Origin of the sequence: Neobacillus drentensis, from assembly GCF_036965245.1 — a bacterium.
Classification (GTDB): Bacteria; Bacillota; Bacilli; order Bacillales; family Cytobacillaceae; genus Neobacillus; species Neobacillus drentensis_G.
Genome location: NZ_JBALPG010000052.1, coordinates 15,634 through 34,032, shown reverse-complemented (window position 1 = coordinate 34,032; position 18,399 = coordinate 15,634). Strand labels below are relative to the sequence as shown.

The window sequence follows — 18,399 nt, the reverse complement described above, 5'->3', positions numbered from 1 at the left end:
CACAGTGACCGAACGAGGCCCCATTTGACCTTAACGAGCACTTAGAACGCCTTTTGCTATCCAGCACTCAGAGTCATAAAATAAATCATGCTTTAACTTGCTCTAATACTTCTCTAAAGGTACTGACCACTTGATCGACCTCTTCGTAACGAATCGTCAGTGCCGGCTCGATTCGAATTGTTTTCGAATTAATCAATGTCCCTGCGACAAGAACACCACGATCAAACATTCCCTTTGACACTTCATAGCCGATTTCATCTTGGTGGAATTCGATCCCAATCATTAAGCCTTGGCCACGTATTTCCTGTACCTTATCTTCATGTCCTCTAGCTGCCTTTTTCAACTCTTCAAGGAAGTACTCTCCTACTTCCCCAGCTCTTTCAGGTAATTTCTCATCAATCAAAACACCAATCGTAGCAATCGCAGCCGCACATGCTAATGGATTCCCTCCAAAAGTGGTTGTGTGCATAAATGGATTCGGGAACCAGCTCTTGAATACATCTTCTCTGGCGACAATTGCCCCAGCAGGCATCACGCCACCGCCAAACGCCTTTGCAAGACAGATAATATCCGGAACCACGTCGTACAATTCGGCCGCGAACATTTTTCCAGTCCGCCCCATTCCTGTCTGAACCTCATCAAAAATCAACAAGGAGCCATATTGATCACAAAGCTCGCGGACTTGTTTTAAATAGTTTTCCGGTGGCAGGATGATACCGCCTTCACCTTGAATTGGTTCTAAAATAACGGCCGCCACATCTTCGCCAACGGAAGCACATACTTCAAACGTTTTTTTCATCATGTCGATATCACCAAAAGGCACATGACGGAAGCCTGGGATTAATGGCAGGAAGGGCTTACGGAACATTCCTTTTGCAGTACCTGATAATGAGCCAAGGCTTTTCCCGTGAAATGCACGCGTTGTGGAAATGAATGTTGTCCGCTCGCTGTACATTTTTGCTAGTTTAAGTGCTGCCTCAACACTTTCTGTCCCGCTATTTGTAAAAAAGGCATATTTCAAGTCACCCGGGGTAATATCAGCTAAAATTTTTGCCAGCATTGCCCGAAGCGGATCAAGAAGATCTTGACTGTGAAGGGCCTGACGCTTCAATTGATCGGTTACCGCTTTAACAACCTTCGGATTGCGGTGCCCAACATTATAGATGCCGAAGCCTCCAAGACAATCGATATACTCCTTGCCATTTACATCCTTAAAACAGGAACCATTATCCGACCATTCTACTGCCGCAAATTGTCCATCCTTTGTTACCGTTTTACGATAGGCGAGGAATCCTGGGTTTACGTGTTCACGGAAGCCATCGACCGTTTCCTTCGTAATCCAAGCTGCATCTGCTTCGTTAACTTCCTCTTTTTCTATTAGACTTAAAACCTTATTAATATATTCACTTACATCATGATTTTGCTTACTATTTAATTCTTGTTTTAAATCGATACTCATAATTTTGCTCCTCCTAGTCATGTATTAGTTCGAAAACCAGCCAATCGGTTCAACCTGTAAATTTATGTTAATCTGTTTAATTTCTTGGAATTCCTCAAGACCGAATGTTCCAAGGCTGCGGCCAATGCCGCTTTGTTTATAACCGCCCCACGGTGCTTCATTATAAGTAGGATGATAAGAATTCACCCAAGTAATCCCGGCGCGCAGCTTTTTAATGACCCGCAGTCCTTTCGCACCATCTTTCGTAAAAACGCCACCGGCTAATCCATAAACAGTACCGTTTGCAAGTTTTAATGCCTCTTCTTCATCTTTGAACTTTTGAATGACTACAACAGGACCGAAGATTTCTTCCTGCACGATTCTCATCTCTTGCTTCACATCAACAAAAACGGTTGGTTCGACAAAGTACCCCTTATCTAATCCATCACGAACGATTCGATTTCCACCGCAAGCAATCGTGGCACATTCCTGTTTTCCAAGTTCAATATAGTGAAGTACTTTTTCCAAATGCTGCTCACTCACAAGCGGACCCATTTCTGTAGAAGAATCATTACCAGGTCCTACTTGAATTTTCTTTGCCCTTTCAACAAAACGCTCGACAAATTTATCGTAAATACTTTCTTCGACAAGAATTCTTGACCCGGCTGAACATACTTGACCGGAACCGGCATAGATACCAAATAAGGCATAATCGACAGCAGTTTCAAAATCCGCATCAGCAAAAATGATATTCGGTGATTTGCCGCCCAATTCGAGCGATACCTTCTTCATCGTATCAGCAGCTGTTTTCATGATATGCTTCCCTGTCTTCGTTCCACCTGTAAATGAGACCATATCGACTTCAGGGTGGGAAGCGATTTCATTTCCAACCACCGGACCTGCTCCCATCACCATATTGGCGACTCCTTTTGGCAATCCTACTTCTTCGAATATTTCAAATAGCTTTTTCGGCGTTACCGGTGTTACCTCTGACGGTTTAAACACAATCGTATTTCCTGCAGCTAATGCAGGGGCTATTTTCCAAACACTCATTAAAAGTGGATAGTTCCAAGGGACAATCAAACCGCAAACCCCAACAGGCTCGCGAACCACCATGGCCTGCATTGGGTCGGCAACATGATAGGTCTGACCATCAGGCTTTGTGATCAGTCCTGCATAATAACGGAAGCATGCAGCTGCATCTGCGACATCAAATCCTGCTTCCCTAAAAGGCTTCCCGTTATCCATTGTTTCAAGCTCCGTTAACTCATCAGCGTATTCATCAATTTTGTCAGCAATTTTTAATAAATAGGAGGCTCTTTCCTGAGCAGAAATACCAGACCAAACACCTTCTTCAAATGCTCGGCGTGCCGCATAAATTGCCGCGCGGGCATCGGCAACGGTTCCTTCAGGGGCATATGAAATAACTTCTCCATTAGCAGGATTTATCACTGGGCGTGTTTCTTGATTTTCAGCATCTATCCACTCACCATCAACAAACATCTTAAGGTTTACAACACGGTTTTTGACTTCGACCATCTTCAATTCCTCCTTTTTTTACCCTCACTACTAATGATGCAAGAAGCGTGCCAACACATAAAACCTAGCAAAATAGCACCTTTTGAAAAAAATACGATTGAGGCTATTCAATTTTGCATAACTCTATTTCTTTTTGCATAAAGAAAACTCGCCGATTGGCAAGCCGTTAGGCGAAGACAGAGGCGTAGTTGCACTTATGCCTGATAGGAAAGTTATACTTTCCTATCGGCTAAAAAAACTGATTCAGATAAAGTAATCTGAATCAGCTTTCATTTGGGGCGTAAATAAGTTTTCATTTTTAATATTTTTCTCTGTTAATATTTTTTGATATTTCCTGCTCACCGAGGATTGGCTGATCCCCAGTGCTTTTGCCGCCTTAGTGGTTGTTTTGTACTGGTTCATCGCCATCACAATCAACTGTTCTTCCACATGATCGATGGCATCTTGCAAGGGAATCACTCGGGTAATCACAGGTTTCATTTTTTTATGTTCATAGCCTAATGATAAAAATTGACTGACGAACTCTGCGTCAATTGCCGGGTCATCAGCAGTCACTACCAATCTTTCAATGATGTTTTGCAGCTCCCTTACGTTACCCGGCCATGGATAAAATTCAAGCACATTTACGGCATCAGGTGTTAAATGATAGTTACGGTCGTATTTTTCATTAAGCTGCTGGAGGAAATGGAAGGCTAGCAAAGAAATGTCCTCCGTTCGCTCCCTTAGTGCCGGAATATGTATCGGAATGACATGTAAGCGATAGTATAAATCCTCTCGAAATCTACCTTCCTCCACCATTTTTGCTAAATTTTTATTCGTGGCAGCGATAATTTGCACATTCACCTGAGTCGGTGTTGTACTTCCAACAGGAATGACCTCCTGCTCCTGAAGGACTCGAAGCAGTTTTACCTGCAGATGGAGGGGCATCTCACCGATTTCATCGAGAAACAGAATTCCTCCGTCAGCCTGTTTGAAATAACCCTCTTTCCCATTTTTATCAGCACCTGTAAATGCGCCCTTCGCATAGCCGAACAGTTCACTTTCAAGTAGATTTTCCGGAATTGCGCCGCAGTTTAATTTAAAGAACGGCTTTTGAGAACGCTTTCCTAATTGGTGAATCGCTTGGGCAATCACTTCTTTTCCTACCCCAGATTCCCCATGGAGCAGGACAGTCGAGGAAAAGTCCGCAATTTTCTTTACTTGGTTCATAATTTTTTCCATTTTTGGACTGCAATAAATTAGTTTTTTCAAAAAGCGATCCTTGCTCTTAAAATCATCCAATTCTTTCTTATATTGTTCGGAAATTTTTCGCATTTCCTGTAGTTCGCTTTTCAGCCGCGTTGTCTCGGTAATATCTCGTGAGGCGATAATAATCCGATCCAGTTCATTTTTTTTATTGAAAACAGGATTTCCAACTGCCAGAATTTTTCTGCCATTATGTGTTTCTTGAACAACGGAAACCTTTTTCTTTTTTTTAATGACGAGCCTTGTGACAGACGGAGTAAATAAACCGCGGTCTTCAAGTTCAAGAATGTTTTTTCCAATTAGCTCATTTAAATCAACATTCCAAAAATCTTGAATGATATTTTCACTGAACCGGATCAATTCTCCTTTTGCATTCACCACAAGAATTTCATCATAAATACTTGAAAGAATCGCATTTAAATCCTTATTCAAATCTTTAATATATTCAATTTCCATCGCCATTTCCTCAACCATCGGCAAATCCTGAGCAACGATAATGATCCCATCCACTTCATTGTCGTAATTCAAAATGGGGCTATAATCAACGAGAACGCCCATTTCATTCGTTATTTCAAGGTGGTTGAGAAGCGTCTTTCCGGTTGAAAACACTTTGTTAATGTGAGAACGGCTAAAAATATTCTCAGCAGGAAAATTTAACACCTTTTCGGCTGTCGATTTAATCATTTTCAAACCGGCTTCATTACAATTAATAATTCGCTTTTCTTTATCCAATACAAAAATCCCCATGGGAATCGAGGTCAAGATTATTTTAAGTAAATCAACACCTTTATTTTCTTGTTTAAAAAGCTCTGCCAGGACATCTTCTCTACGAATATAACCCGATGGTTTTCCATCCTCACCCTTTATAATCGCAAACGGCTCACCAATAATTTGAAATAAAACAGGCAAGGAAATATGTTCGCTAAGATGACAGATACTTTCGAGTGGTTTGGCGTGTTCAAGCAGGAGTTCAACAGAAGATGCTTCTTTCTCTTGCTTCCCTATTACAACATAGGCAAATAATTGATTTTCCTTTTTGAAAAATAAAAAGGGTTCTTTAAGGTTATTTAAGGCCGAGCGAAAAATTTCTTCACTTTCATCCACTTCGACTGAAATAATCGGCTTCATTTTTTCTTTTGCCACGGAAAACATCGTTATATCCCCCTTACAACCTTGTCACTCTAATAGTACCACCTAATTCAGAATTTTTAAAATAGTATTCTAAAAAAAGAAGATGTGAGGGTCCTCGCATCTTCTTTTTCGAACAATTAGTCACTTCCGGTGACAAATAAATCTTCTTTTATATAGGCAAGGACCATTCCGGGAATAACTTCGTCGCCCTCTTGTACTTCCAGTGATTCTACTTCCCCGCTGACACTGGTTTGAATCATTTCCACATTACCAGCTTCTGTTTTTATCGCAAATAATGGTTCCCACTCATAAATTCTTGACTCATTTTTTATCGAAATCCTTTCTACTTTCCCGTAACACGGACTAAGCACCACTCCAAAATCCATAGAACATCACCCCTATAAAAATTTAGTATTGCTCCTGAAAGGGTCGTGTCTGCAAAACGAGACGAAAAAACTCCTGGAATTCCGGAATATCTTCTTTTTCGATTCCAAGTCGATCTGCCCAATGATCATCTGCATCGGTATCCTCTTGGCAAAGTAATACCATTTTTCCTGACTGTATCGATGTCACCATTGCTTTTCCATAAAAATGATTGGAATAGCCAATCGTCAAATCATAGCGATGGTTATTGGAAATAAGACAAAAATAATGCAATAGCTGATTTTCTTTTTCCTCAGACAAAATTTCAAGCTTCATACACAATTCCTCCTTTTTTTAGTACTTTAACCATCCTCTCAGCCTTGAAGCTTCGGCTAACTTTTGAATGCCCTCGATATAGGCGGCAATTTTCATATTGACGCCAAACTTTTTCGCTGTGTTATAGACATTTAAAAAGCTAGCAGTCATTTTTTCCTTTAGCCTTTCATCAACCAATTCCTCAGTCCAGTAATAGCCTTGATTGTTTTGGCACCATTCAAAATAAGAGACAATCACGCCGCCAGAGTTGGCAAGAATATCCGGGACAACAAGAATTTCACGTTCATCGAGTATAGTTAGAGCATCCTTTGTTGTTGGGCCATTGGCAGCTTCAATCACAATCTTGCAGTTAAGTCTGCTGGCATTCCGTTTATTGATGACGCCGGAAATGGCAGCAGGAATGAGGACATCGCATTCTTTTTCCAATAATTCCTGATTGGTGATCGAGCTTTTAAAACGGTTGGATACGATGCCAAAGGAGTCTCTGTTTTCCAGAAGGTACGGAATATCCAAGCCGTTTTCATCATATAAACCGCCAAGCACATCACTAATTCCAATGACTTTTGCACCTAAATCATACAAATACTTCGCCAAATAACTGCCGACATTGCCAAATCCTTGAACGATTATGCGTGTATCCTTTACCTGCATTTGCTTTAATTCACATACCATTTGCAGCGTATAGAGAACACCTTTAGAAGTGGCTGTTTCCCTTCCCTTCGATCCACCAAGTGCAACCGGCTTCCCTGTGATAAATCCTGGAGAATCAAATTCGCGGATATGGTCATATTCATCAAGCATCCAGGCCATAATTTGCGAGTTCGTATACATATCGGGGGCTGGGATATCCTTTGTCGGGCCGACAAGCTGGCTGACTGCTCGCACATAGCCCCTGCTTAATCGTTCTAATTCGTCTAGGCTCATCTTACGAGGGTCACAGACAATGCCGCCCTTTGCTCCGCCGTAAGGAAGATCGGTGATTCCGCACTTCAGACTCATCCAGCCCGCCAGCGCCTTTACTTCTTCCGCTGTAACATCAGGGTGGAAGCGAATTCCCCCCTTTGTCGGGCCTGACGCATCATTATGCTGGGCACGGTAGCCTTGGAAAATCTCTGTTTTTCCGTTATCCATCCTTACTGGAATACTTACTTCTAAAAATCTCATAGGCTTTTTCAAAAATTCATAAACCTGTGGGGGATAGTTTAGAATGTTAACAGCTTCCTTAAGCGTTTCCTGAAACTCAACCAGTGAATTATCCTTCTCCATACCTGCCTCATTCTTTTTCACATTTAAAGATTCAATTGCCACCCTTAACACCTCATTTTTTATTGTTACTAAAGGTAATAGCAATTTCCGTGCCAACTTAAGATCTTGGATTCTCAGCGGTCTCTCTTCATAAAGTGGCTGAACTTATGAAATAATGACTGTATTATTCAGTTATGCATAATTCGGAAGAGAAAAAACACATCCCGGATGGAATGCGTTTAACTGGATAAGTTACTTGTCCCTTATATTTCTAATTTTATCGATGGCGTTCTTTCAGCATCATCAATATTTAAATCAGCAATTTTGATTTTAAAGAATCTTGTTTGGAAAACCATATAGATTACGCCAATTACAATCCAAACAATCCCCCCGATGAGGGCATCGGCTTGAAGGTTATACCACAAAATTCCCGTTAATCCAGCACCAAGAATCGGCATAATGAGGTATGAGAATATATCCTTCACCGTTTTGTATTTTTTTAAGCGGAAGATGAAATGGGCAATGACGGATAAATTAACAAATGTAAAAGCAATTAAGGCGCCAAAGTTAATAAAGGAAGAGATTAACTCAAGGCTCGGAGCGATAGCGAGCAGTGAAACAACTCCAACGAGGATTACATTAAAAATCGGTGTCCGGAATTTTGGATGGACATAACCGAAAGCCTTTTTTGGCAGGACCCCATTTCGTCCCATCACATACAATAGCCTTGATACACTTGCATGTGAAGCAAGTCCGGAAGCCACTGTTGCCGCAAACGCACCGGAAAGGAAAATCAGTTTAAAGAGTGTTCCACCGACAAATAAGCCAATTTCCGGTAACGTGTCATCAGTTACCTTGAAGCCTGAAACATCAGGAAATAAGGCTTGTGCGAAATAACTGCAAACGAAAAAGATTCCACCGCCGATAAAGACCGTTAACATAATCGCTCTCGGCATCGTTTTGTGATCAATAGCTTCCTCGGCGTACATGGTGACAGCATCAAATCCAATAAACGAGAAACAAACCACTGTTGCCCCTGTCAAAATGGCGCCGAGGTGGATATTGGAATGGAAAATCGGTGCCGTTGTGAAAATTGTTCCTTGTCCCATTCCTTTGGAAAGCTGAACAAAGGCCAGCACAATAAAAGCTACAATTAAGACAATTTCAAAAATTACTAGGAGCGAATTTAAACTGGATGTTTTCCCCATACTCCAAGCATTAATAGCCGTAACGGCGGCGACATAACCGACAACCCAAATCCATGCTGGGACATCTGGAAATACAGATACCATATAAATACGGATGATTAATGCATTTACCATCGGCAGTAAGATATAATCAAGCAGCGCTGCCCATCCGACGATAAATCCAAGGTGTGGGCTCATCGTCTCCCTTGTATAAGTATAAGCTGATCCTGCACTCGGAAATACCTGTACCATTTTTCCGTAACTAATTGCTGTAAACAACATCACAACCAATGCTGCGATATATGCTAGCGGTACTACACCATTTGTTTCTTCAGACACAATCCCAAATGTATCAAATACAATAGTTGGTGTCATATAACCTAAACCAAGCATAACAATTGCCCAGAGTCCAAGTGAACGCTTAAGCGTAGTATTCTCCAATATTATCAACTCTCCTTTTTGTCCGTTTTCTCTCCCGTTGAAAACCCTTACATATCATTTCATTATTAAGACACCATAGATTTTTTAAAAGCCATCCTATTCAACCGTTCATTCAATTCTCCTTTCATCCTAATTAATAAATTGACTATTTTAAATAGTTGCAATTTTCATGCCAATATGAATCAATAAACCATTTCTTTTAACTTCCTTTTTTATCTATATATAGTAATAGTAGACCTTTCCATTTTATGAAATTTTGCATAACCTACTCCTTTTTGCATAGGCTGTTGATTTCCGCTCTAGGCGCTCGCTTTCCGCGGGCGGTCTGGCAGCCCGTCTAGCTGCAGCGCCTGTGGGGTCTCCCTTGACCTGCTTTTCCCGCTGGACATTGAATAAACTTCCTTGAATAATCACCGCACGAAGGAAATGCGTTAGCATTTTCGAGGAGTCTCGCGCCTTCCGCTCCAATCAACAGAGTGGCAAAATCAACAATAAGCTTTAACATTGACTTTGCATAAAACAACCATGAGCATTTACTTCCATCCCATACAAGTATTGGTCAAAAGCAGCTAGAAAAGGAAAGAAAAAAGCACTCGTTGCTTGTACCGCATCGAATGCTTCGAATTATCTACTCCATGCTTATAACCAAGGAGACATTTTTGAAAATACAATTTAGTTAATATGACCAAAACCAAATAGATTTATTCAAAGTTTCCCTACAATAGGTAACCTCTGTTTTATTATTAGTTTTTTTGTGTTTAATCGATTTCCCTGACCTGATCTTTAGTAGACAAGTAATGGCAAGATTATTTATTTTCACAGAAAAACAGTGGACCCCTTTTTCGGAGCCCACTGCTTTATTTAATTGACAGTTGAATTAACTTATTTATTCTTTTTTCATTTGGGAGTCCAACTTGTTCATAAATCTTTTTTGCCTGTGATGCAAGAGGATTTCCTTCCATTGGATTAGCGAAATATATCTTGTTCATGTTCGCTAAATAAATTGCACTCAAACACATGGGGCATGGTTCACCACTGGCATACAATTCACAATCTGACAAATCATCTGTTTCTAAAAGACGTGTTGCTCTACTTATTGCTTGTAACTCTGCGTGTGTTGTTGGATCATGGGTAGCAAGGACATCATTAACCCCTTCAGAAATAATCTTTCCTTCTTTAACGATGACTGCTCCAAACGGTTTTCCACCTTTTTCTGTTACGTTCTTCTTAGCAAGTTCAACTGCATATTTCATCCATTTTTGATCGCTCAATATAGTCACTCCTTCTTCATTATTAGTTACCATTTTTCTATTAATCCTCACTGAAATTACGCGTTTTTTGTAACAAGTGAATATCCGATACCTGGATAGGTGCTAATAATATTTGCGATATCCTTACATCCGGCATCCTTGAGTTTTTTTCGAATTCGGGCAATGGCAACACGTAGGTACTCGACTTCATTTCTGTATTCTGCTCCCCAAACCGACACAAGAATCTGTTCGTGGCTAACCACTTTATCTGCATAAATTGCAAGCTGTTCTAAAATCAAATATTCGGTGTTTGTAAAGTGCATTTCTTTTTCATCCACGAATACTCGTTTTTGCGCAAGATTAATGTCAATATTTCCAATGGTAACTTTCTTATTTTCAAATATAGTCTGATCTAAATGTGCCGTTCGACGTAAAACTGCTTTTACTCTGGCAAATAATTCTTCAAGGGAAAATGGTTTTGTTAAATAATCATCCGCTCCAAGCTCAAAGCCCTCGATCAAATCATTCGAATTGCTCCGGGCAGTAAGAATAATCACTGGTACATTCGAAAATTTCCTCAATCTCTCTAAAACAGTAAATCCATCCATATTCGGCATCATAATATCTAACAGCACTAAATCAAGCTCATGCATATCAAAGTTATTTAGAAATTGTTCACCATCCGAGAAAGTTACCACTTTATATCCTAAAGAGAGTAAATTCGCTTTTATAAACCTTACAATTTTTGGCTCATCATCTAAGATTGCAATACTATGACTCATATTGATCACCTTCCCCTTTCGAAATAATTGGAAGCTTCATCGTAAAAATGCTTCCCTCTCCAGGTTTACTTTCAACTAATATGTCACCTTCATGCTCTCTCATTAAACCAATGCAAATGGATAGTCCAAGACCTGTACCACCTGTTTTCCGTTGTGGAGTATTGTCGACTCTAAAAAAACGGTCAAATATTTTTTTTCGATGTTTCTCTGATATACCTATTCCATTATCTTTAACATGAATATATACAAATTGTTGATCAGAACTAATTGTGATCAACACCATTTTTTCAGGTGAATCATTGTGAACAATTCCATTCATAATTAAATTGAGTAATACCTGTTGAAGCCGTTTTTTATCGCCATAAAGGATAGATGGTATGGACTCACCATGGTTTTCTATATATTGGATTTTATTGCTTTCAAGAATTCCTAGTGGAATTTGGTCCAGCGTATGGGAAATAAGGTGATGAACTGGAAAGTATCCTTTATTTAAAGACATTGTTCCCGTTTCAATTTTCTTAATATCAAACCAGACGGATAGTAAATCCTGCAGATGCAAAATATCTTCATGAATTCCCTTTAATAGCTCCTGTTTAAAGTCCTCATCCCAATTTGTATCCTGCCTCATTAAGGTTTCAACACTACCGCGAATGCTCGTAATAGGGGTCTTAAATTCATGGCTTGCAATTGTAATCAAATTAGTCTTTAGCTGGTCAATTTCTTCTTCCTTCGTAATATCACGAAGTAGATATCCATTACCAATAAACTCAGTCTCGGTACGAACACTGAACTTATTCATCCTAAAATATTTCAATCTGTTACCACGCTTAATATTGAATTTAAAATGCATCTCTTCGGAATTAAACAACTCATCTAAATTTTCTATCGTGGTTTCACTCACCTGAAGTATGAAGGAAATTAAGTCTTCTTCAGTTTTCAAGGTGACTTTTCCATTTTCATTAAAGAGGCGATTATTAAAAAATTCATTTTGATAGACAATTTGCTTATTTTTATCCACCAAGATAATGCCCTCCGACATGCTCTTTAACACAGCATTAAGCTGGGCATGTTGGTTTTTATATTTCTCATAATAAATTTTATCTTTAAGATTATTATCGACACCTGAGTTTTCCATATAGCTTACTCTTCCTCTCATTTTAAAATTGGAAGTCTATAGAGAATCGTTAAGATTCTTAAATGCTATATTAACATTTTTACAATAAACAAGATATAAACAAAGCCCCTATATGCTTACTACATATAGGGGTAGGATTTAAGGGTATTGGGAAGGATTGTAGTACAGAGATTTCACGAGTTATTACAATTGTATTATCATGGTTACCTGTTGATCTTAACTGTTTTTGTTGTTTCTACTGTTACTTTTCCACTTTTAATCACAAATAATCTTGTTGGGAGATCAATAACAGCATTTGTTACAGATTCTGTATCAAGTAATACCAAATTAGCTTTTTTGCCCACTTCAATTCCATAATCATCTAAACCAAGAGCTTTTGCCGGATTCGTTGTAATCATTGGCAATACAGTTGGTAGATCAGCGGCACCGCCAAGATGTGCTGTTGGAATAGCAAGCATCGCTGTTTGAATAACGTCACCTGTTCCATATGGAGTGAACGGGTTGCGAATATTATTCGTACCAATACACATATTCACTCCGCCATCACGCAAAGCACGAACAGGAGTTAAAGTACGGCGAACATTGTATTCATCATGTCTTCCGCCTAAATGAAGATCAGTTGCCGGCAAGCTCATCACACTAATTTGCGCTTCGGCCATCTTTTTAATAATTGGTTCTAAGCGTTCCTTTGGCAGCGCACCAAGGGCAGTTAAATGGCCGACTGATACTCGTCCAACATATCCTTCTGCAATCGTTTTGTCGCAAACATATTCAATTGTAATTCCATCTGCATCATCTTTAAAGTCTTGATGAAAATCGATTGGCTTATTGTATTTTTTCGCAATTTCAAATACAAGATCGATATGCTTATCCCAAGGAGTATCATTATAAGGGATTCCACCAACGACATCAGCACCCATCTCCATTGCTTGGTACATCATTTCTTCAGTACCAGGCGCTTTTAGAATTCCTTCTTGCGGGAATGCTACGACTTGCATGTCAACAAGATCTTTGTATTTCTCTTTAAGACCCATAACCACTTCAAATCCAGTCATACCTTGTGAAGGGTCAAATTCCGAATGAGTACGGATGTTTGTTGTACCATTCATTATTAGCATTTCTAATGTACGTTCAGCACGGTCAATAATATCCTCTTTTGTAAAAGTTGGTTTTAATTGAGCAGTTACTGATAGTGCTTCTTGTAATGTCCCTGATTTGTTTGGAAGTCTGTCAGCTATAAGCGCTTTATCTAAATGAATGTGACTTTCAACAAGACCAGGAATTAGAACCTTTCCGTTTGCCTCGATGACACGAGCTGCATCAGCATCAATATGATTTTCAATCGCAACGATTTTACCATCTTTAATTGCGATATCCTTCAATTCTTGTCCTTCTTGAAGCTTCGCTTTTTTGATCAAAATATCCATTAGTAAAACCTCCAATAACATTTTTTAAAGTGAACTTGCAGCTGACATGCCATAGGGCCATGCCAGTTGCAAGCTTTCACTTTGCCATTAAATTTATGCTTTAAATACTGTTTATCCAAATATGAAGGAGATCACTAGGAGAATAACCATTGCTCCCCCAACCCATTTTGCATTTCCTTTAACAACCTCAATAATTGGAATTTGGAATCCCGCAGATAATGCTTGCATCGTAATGTTTACAAAGCTTAGTTGGCTTCCTAAACCAACTCCCATCGCAACAAATCCAAATGCAACTGGTGAAAATCCTAGTGAAACAGCCACTGGTAATACTAGACTAAGAATCGATCCAACATAAGCTCCCGCTGGAATCCCAACAAGAATCCCTGCTAATACAGCTGCTGGAACAACGATAGAAGAAGGTGCGCTTTGTGCGATTCCTGCAATTACTTTAAATGCACCAGTGTCGCCAATAATATTGATAAATGATAGGAAAATACCTACTGCAAATAAACTTTTTAAAATATAAGTAGAGCCGTCCACCATTGCCTCAACGGATTGATTCACATTAAATTTCGTGCAAACAAAGATTAAAATTAGCGTAATCACTGTATACACTAAAGGTGTAATAAGAGGCGTTCCGATTGCTTTATTAATAAAAGGACCGACGATAACAGCTGATAGAAGGAAAATAACTGGAATGGTAACTTTAAAAATTTGAGCGTTTGTCATGCCAGCGAATTCTGCGCTTTCTTCACCCTTAAAGATAATCTTACGTTTCTTCGCACCATAAAAACCGATGGCAATCGCAAGAAGAACAAAGCCAATCCAGAATAATCTCATTTCCGAAACATACTGATCAACCGGAATTCCGGAAAGTTTCGACACAATTCCCGATTCAAGTGACGCAGGAGATGTTGTAAAAGAAACTGCTGCGGCAATGGACATGGCAGCAATTAATTCAGGAATCGCACCCACTGCTGCGAAAGCTAGTGGTGCAATAACCATGGCGCTGCCTCCGCCAATACCGGACATATAAGTTGCTGCAGCTTGCAAAATGACAATAAAGACAGCAAAATATTCAACCTTGCCCTTAATTGCCCGACGAACTAATGTCAGTGCCGCCGTGTACCCACCGGATTTAAAAACGGCCATCGCAATAGCAGAGTTAATAATTGGTACAGTTATAGAAAGCATAGTTGGAATTGTTTTAAGGAATTGCTCATTAGCTTGTGCTAGTCCGATTCCACCAATGATCATAGCCAATGCTCCACCAACAAACCCTGCTGCTACCATGTCCACCTTCATAAATAACAGCGCAAGAATGACAATTAATGGAATGATAACTACAAAAGCGTAGAATCCATGAGGTGTTTTCACTTCTGCAACTTTGTCTGCTGCAAATACTTGAGCACCGGATATAAGCATGAATAGTAAGGAAGCTATCATTGCAAATATATTTCTCTTTTTCATGTTGTGTCTCCTTTGAATAATGGCGTAATGTTTTTTTATAGAATTACACGCGTTCCTGTTTTACCTTGAAGTGCATCTTGAAGTTTATCAATCGATGTAATAATGACATTTTTTCCGCCTTTGTTCAGAAACATAATCGCTGCTTCAATCTTTGGACCCATGCTGCCTTTAGGAAAATGTCCTTCTTCCATATACCGCAGTGCTTCATCAACAGTCATCTCAAACAGATTTTGTTGATTTGGAGTTCCGAAATGAATAGCAACTTGTTCAACACCGGTTAGGATAAATAGATAATCAGCATTAATTTCAGCTGCTAATAGCGCACTTGCAAAGTCTTTATCAATTACTGCTGCTACTCCCTCAAGCTTACCGTTTTCCTCAACCACTGGAATACCGCCGCCGCCTGCTGTAATTACGGTAATGTCTTTATCAAGTAAAGCTGCAATGGCTTCTTTTTCGACAATTTTAACTGGTTTTGGCGAAGGTACCACTTGTCTGTAGCCTCTACCGCTGTCTTCAATAAAGGTAAGATTCTCTTGCTTAACTATTTCTTCCATTTCTTCTTTAGAATAAAATGGACCAATTGGCTTGGTAGGGTTTCCAAAAGCAGGATCGTCTTTTGAAACTATTGCCTGTGTAACGACAGTAGCAACTGTTTTATTAATTTTCCGCTCAACCATTTTATTGTTAAATGCTTGTTGAATTAAATATCCCAAGTTTCCTTGAGTCTCTGCATCACAAACATCTAGAGGATATGCTGGAACCACCGATTCCGCCATTTTGGATTTAATTAATGTATTCCCCACTTGCGGGCCATTGCCATGAGTGATGACAACCGTGTTGCCTTCTTCGATTAATCCAAGAACAGGTTCACAGCTTTCATAAATATTTTGTTGCTGCTCCTCAATAGTACCCTTTTGTCCCTCTTTGATGATTGCATTTCCTCCAATTGCAAGGACAATTTTACTCACACTAACACCTCTTTGTAGTAAATTTAATTAGATAGCCTATCTACTTATAGTTTAGGATAGAAAACCTTATTATCAAATTAACANNGGATTATATTGGAATATCCTATAAACCTTATTTTGTCGCGATTTCTATGAATCACGTAACAATAAAAGCATTAATAAAAAAATGTCAAAAAAATTTCATTTATTTCTTCGCATACCGAAATATCCAGTGTAAAATGGATTTTTTTAGAAGTGATCAGTAAATTTATGAAAAGCCAGCATTCCAACAAGAATGCCAAACATTGTATCTAATCCTGAACTATGCCCCACCTCTAGGAGCCGTTTATATGCACCATCAGATAACCAAGGTTTATTTGACCCGATTAAATTTATTAAGTCTGTAACTGTCGAACTAAACTCTTGTTTTAATGCATAACGCAAATATTCTTTACTCACATCAGTTGTAATTGATTCCTTTTCAACCAAATCCGATAATTTCTTAAAGAATTTATCTGGTAGAAAATGAGTTATGGAGTCAAATGCCAGTATTCCAACCATTATGTCATCACCAGATGGGGTTAGGCCTTTCCCCCTCCCTAGAATAAAGCGAAGGGTCTTCTCTAGTAGAGATGGATCATTCGTTAAAATAGCATCAATCAGCCAAAGAATAAATTGCTCCTCTTTCGACCAATTAAATTCAGAAATGTCTGCACATTTATTTAGAAACCTACCAATATTAATATCAAGTCCAGTCGATTGATCATGAGAACTTAGCAATATTTTAAGATTTGCAAATTGATCCTTATATAGATTGTTTTTATTAACGGGACATAGTTCGTTTTTAAAAATGGTGCCATTTTTCAAGCTTATCGACATTTCTTTGAATTCTAATGTTAAGATATCTTCATTCCAGAAAACGTTTTTATTGATAGTAAGGTGTGAAATAGCTCTTGATGTATCTTCAGGAGTGAGATGGATTCCAAATGGAAGCAAGCCATTCTTTTTCGTACCAATAAAAATTAGCGAGTCCCCCATTTTAATATTAAATCCATTGGCAAAAATACTATGAACTTGTCCAATTTTTTTTTCACAAAGAAGAAGGGGAATAAGATGACTATATTCCCCTCCAAAAAATGTATTTTTATACATTTATTCTGCCTCGATTAAACCAAGCTTTACTGCATACGCTTCAATTGCTTTTTCAAAGCATGCTAAAGGAGCACGGACTGTCCCAGCACCGATTTGCCCTACACCTGCTTCTTTATGAGCAATACCCGTATTAATAACTGGCTCGATTCCTGTTTCAACTACTTTTCTTGCATCAATACCAAGACATGCACCTTGGAAATCCCAAGTTGGAATTGTAAAGTTAGGGTTTTGGTCGATACAAATTTCCATCATATCATTGCTAGTTCTTAACGCATCGTCAAATCCGCCTGCACCAACGAAACGTGTTACGCCTGGGGCAGCAACCATGGCAAATCCGCCGACACCGAATGTTTCCGTAATGGCACTGTCTCCCATGTCAGGACTAGCCATTTCTTGAGTGTAGCCAGTGAAGAATAAGCCTTGCGGTGTATTTACTGGTGCTGTAAACCATTGGTCACCCATACCACTAATCCGGATTCCAAATTCATATCCGTTCCGGCACATAGCTGTTACAACTGTACCCTGTTGGATTGTTCTAGCTGCGTCCATAACAGCTTTTCCTGTAGCCATCGCTATATTTAAGAAAAATTGATCAGTGTCTGCAAGGAATTTAATGACATCTTGCTTATCCTTTTCATTTACATCCGTTTGCAAAATAAATGGAGCAATTTCTTTTAGGAAAATCAACGAAGCTGCAATATTACGTTGGTGGAATTCATCACCCATTGTAATTGCTTTGGCAATCATAACGTTGATGTTTAGTCCATCACCTTTTACTTTTAGTGCTTTAGAAATCGTAGTTGCAAGGACATCTCTCATCCATGCCAAGCGATTTGTCACCTCTTCAGAATAAGCACCAAAACGCAGCACCTTACCAATGCCTTCATTCATTGTACAGTAAGCAGTATTTCCCTCTTCACGGTTTTCAACTACAAGAACGGGCATACTACCTGAAGTGATACCGCCCATTGGCCCGACTGCATTTACATGGTGACATGGAATAAATTCCACCTCGCCATTTTTAAACATTGCAACTGCCTCTTCAGCGTTCCCCGCCCATCCTTCAAAAAGAGCAGCACCAATACATGACCCCTGCATTGGGCTTGGCATGTTATCCCACTTAATTGGCGGACCTGCATGGAGCAGGACTTTCCCATTCAATTCCTCAATAACTGATTTGGCCGGAACAACATCTACTAAAAAAGGAGCACCGGCAACAATTTTATCGATAACCGCTCTATTTGCTTCATCAATTGTTTTATAAGATCCGTACATTTTGCTTTCCTCCAGATAATAGTTTCATTATTT

The 18,399-nt window shown here is 39.3% G+C and carries 16 protein-coding genes; all 16 read right to left on the bottom strand.

Annotation, left to right across the window (positions count from 1 at the left end):
• Positions 1-85: 85 nt before the first annotated feature.
• Complete coding sequence (locus V7150_RS13595) at positions 86-1,459, bottom strand: putrescine aminotransferase (protein ID WP_335518973.1); 1,374 nt, start codon at positions 1,457-1,459, stop codon at positions 86-88.
• 24 nt (positions 1,460-1,483) lie between these two features.
• Entirely contained in the window at positions 1,484-2,977 is a 1,494-nt protein-coding gene (locus tag V7150_RS13590; RefSeq protein ID WP_335518971.1) for an aldehyde dehydrogenase family protein, read from the bottom strand.
• Positions 2,978-3,220: 243 nt separating this feature from the next.
• Positions 3,221-5,374, bottom strand: a complete 2,154-nt coding sequence (locus tag V7150_RS13585; protein ID WP_335518964.1) for a sigma 54-interacting transcriptional regulator — start codon at positions 5,372-5,374, stop codon at positions 3,221-3,223.
• Between the two features lie 116 nt (positions 5,375-5,490).
• Positions 5,491-5,739 (bottom strand): biotin/lipoyl-binding protein, encoded by a 249-nt coding sequence (locus V7150_RS13580; RefSeq protein WP_335518961.1) that lies wholly within the window; start codon positions 5,737-5,739, stop codon positions 5,491-5,493.
• 22 nt (positions 5,740-5,761) lie between these two features.
• Entirely contained in the window at positions 5,762-6,052 is a 291-nt protein-coding gene (locus V7150_RS13575; RefSeq protein ID WP_283919938.1) for an SAV0927 family protein, read from the bottom strand.
• Positions 6,053-6,070: 18 nt separating this feature from the next.
• Positions 6,071-7,318 carry a Glu/Leu/Phe/Val family dehydrogenase gene (locus V7150_RS13570; RefSeq protein WP_335519075.1) on the bottom strand — a complete coding sequence of 416 codons (1,248 nt, stop codon included), beginning with the start codon at positions 7,316-7,318 and terminating at the stop codon, positions 6,071-6,073.
• A 242-nt stretch (positions 7,319-7,560) separates the two neighbouring features.
• Positions 7,561-8,925 carry an APC family permease gene (locus V7150_RS13565; RefSeq protein WP_335518958.1) on the bottom strand — a complete coding sequence of 455 codons (1,365 nt, stop codon included), beginning with the start codon at positions 8,923-8,925 and terminating at the stop codon, positions 7,561-7,563.
• Between the two features lie 246 nt (positions 8,926-9,171).
• Positions 9,172-9,363: a hypothetical protein gene (locus V7150_RS13560; protein WP_335518956.1), complete on the bottom strand. Its 192-nt coding sequence runs from the start codon at positions 9,361-9,363 to the stop codon at positions 9,172-9,174.
• 419 nt (positions 9,364-9,782) lie between these two features.
• Positions 9,783-10,205 carry a nucleoside deaminase gene (locus tag V7150_RS13555; protein WP_420490288.1) on the bottom strand — a complete coding sequence of 141 codons (423 nt, stop codon included), beginning with the start codon at positions 10,203-10,205 and terminating at the stop codon, positions 9,783-9,785.
• A gap of 47 nt (positions 10,206-10,252) precedes the next feature.
• Positions 10,253-10,957: a response regulator transcription factor gene (locus tag V7150_RS13550; RefSeq protein ID WP_335518950.1), complete on the bottom strand. Its 705-nt coding sequence runs from the start codon at positions 10,955-10,957 to the stop codon at positions 10,253-10,255.
• Positions 10,947-12,092 (bottom strand): sensor histidine kinase, encoded by a 1,146-nt coding sequence (locus V7150_RS13545; protein ID WP_335518947.1) that lies wholly within the window; start codon positions 12,090-12,092, stop codon positions 10,947-10,949. The genes V7150_RS13550 and V7150_RS13545 overlap by 11 nt, the downstream gene beginning before the upstream one ends.
• 203 nt (positions 12,093-12,295) lie before the next feature.
• Positions 12,296-13,519, bottom strand: a complete 1,224-nt coding sequence (locus V7150_RS13540; RefSeq protein ID WP_335518944.1) for an amidohydrolase family protein — start codon at positions 13,517-13,519, stop codon at positions 12,296-12,298.
• A gap of 111 nt (positions 13,520-13,630) precedes the next feature.
• Complete coding sequence (locus tag V7150_RS13535; RefSeq protein WP_335518942.1) at positions 13,631-14,989, bottom strand: citrate transporter; 1,359 nt, start codon at positions 14,987-14,989, stop codon at positions 13,631-13,633.
• Positions 14,990-15,024: 35 nt separating this feature from the next.
• Positions 15,025-15,960, bottom strand: coding sequence for a carbamate kinase (arcC, locus tag V7150_RS13530; protein WP_335518939.1), 936 nt, complete (start codon positions 15,958-15,960; stop codon positions 15,025-15,027).
• A gap of 228 nt (positions 15,961-16,188) precedes the next feature.
• A complete protein-coding gene (locus tag V7150_RS13525; protein WP_335518936.1) occupies positions 16,189-17,091 on the bottom strand; it encodes a DUF2877 domain-containing protein in 903 nt (300 codons plus the stop codon).
• Positions 17,092-18,366, bottom strand: a complete 1,275-nt coding sequence (locus V7150_RS13520) for a DUF1116 domain-containing protein (RefSeq protein WP_335518934.1) — start codon at positions 18,364-18,366, stop codon at positions 17,092-17,094.
• Positions 18,367-18,399 lie beyond the last annotated feature (33 nt).

Excerpts from the sequence above, each read along its gene's own strand:
- V7150_RS13595 (WP_335518973.1), bottom strand. The coding sequence starts at position 1,459 with ATGAGTATCGATTTAAAACAAGAATTAAATAGTAAGCAAAATCATGAT.
- V7150_RS13590 (WP_335518971.1), bottom strand. The coding sequence starts at position 2,977 with ATGGTCGAAGTCAAAAACCGTGTTGTAAACCTTAAGATGTTTGTTGAT.
- V7150_RS13585 (WP_335518964.1), bottom strand. The coding sequence starts at position 5,374 with ATGTTTTCCGTGGCAAAAGAAAAAATGAAGCCGATTATTTCAGTCGAA.
- V7150_RS13580 (WP_335518961.1), bottom strand. The coding sequence starts at position 5,739 with ATGGATTTTGGAGTGGTGCTTAGTCCGTGTTACGGGAAAGTAGAAAGG.
- V7150_RS13575 (WP_283919938.1), bottom strand. The coding sequence starts at position 6,052 with ATGAAGCTTGAAATTTTGTCTGAGGAAAAAGAAAATCAGCTATTGCAT.
- V7150_RS13570 (WP_335519075.1), bottom strand. The coding sequence starts at position 7,318 with ATGGAGAAGGATAATTCACTGGTTGAGTTTCAGGAAACGCTTAAGGAA.
- V7150_RS13560 (WP_335518956.1), bottom strand. The coding sequence starts at position 9,363 with ATGCTAACGCATTTCCTTCGTGCGGTGATTATTCAAGGAAGTTTATTC.
- V7150_RS13550 (WP_335518950.1), bottom strand. The coding sequence starts at position 10,957 with ATGAGTCATAGTATTGCAATCTTAGATGATGAGCCAAAAATTGTAAGG.
- V7150_RS13545 (WP_335518947.1), bottom strand. The coding sequence starts at position 12,092 with ATGGAAAACTCAGGTGTCGATAATAATCTTAAAGATAAAATTTATTAT.
- V7150_RS13540 (WP_335518944.1), bottom strand. The coding sequence starts at position 13,519 with ATGGATATTTTGATCAAAAAAGCGAAGCTTCAAGAAGGACAAGAATTG.
- V7150_RS13535 (WP_335518942.1), bottom strand. The coding sequence starts at position 14,989 with ATGAAAAAGAGAAATATATTTGCAATGATAGCTTCCTTACTATTCATG.
- V7150_RS13525 (WP_335518936.1), bottom strand. The coding sequence starts at position 17,091 with ATGTATAAAAATACATTTTTTGGAGGGGAATATAGTCATCTTATTCCC.
- V7150_RS13520 (WP_335518934.1), bottom strand. The coding sequence starts at position 18,366 with ATGTACGGATCTTATAAAACAATTGATGAAGCAAATAGAGCGGTTATC.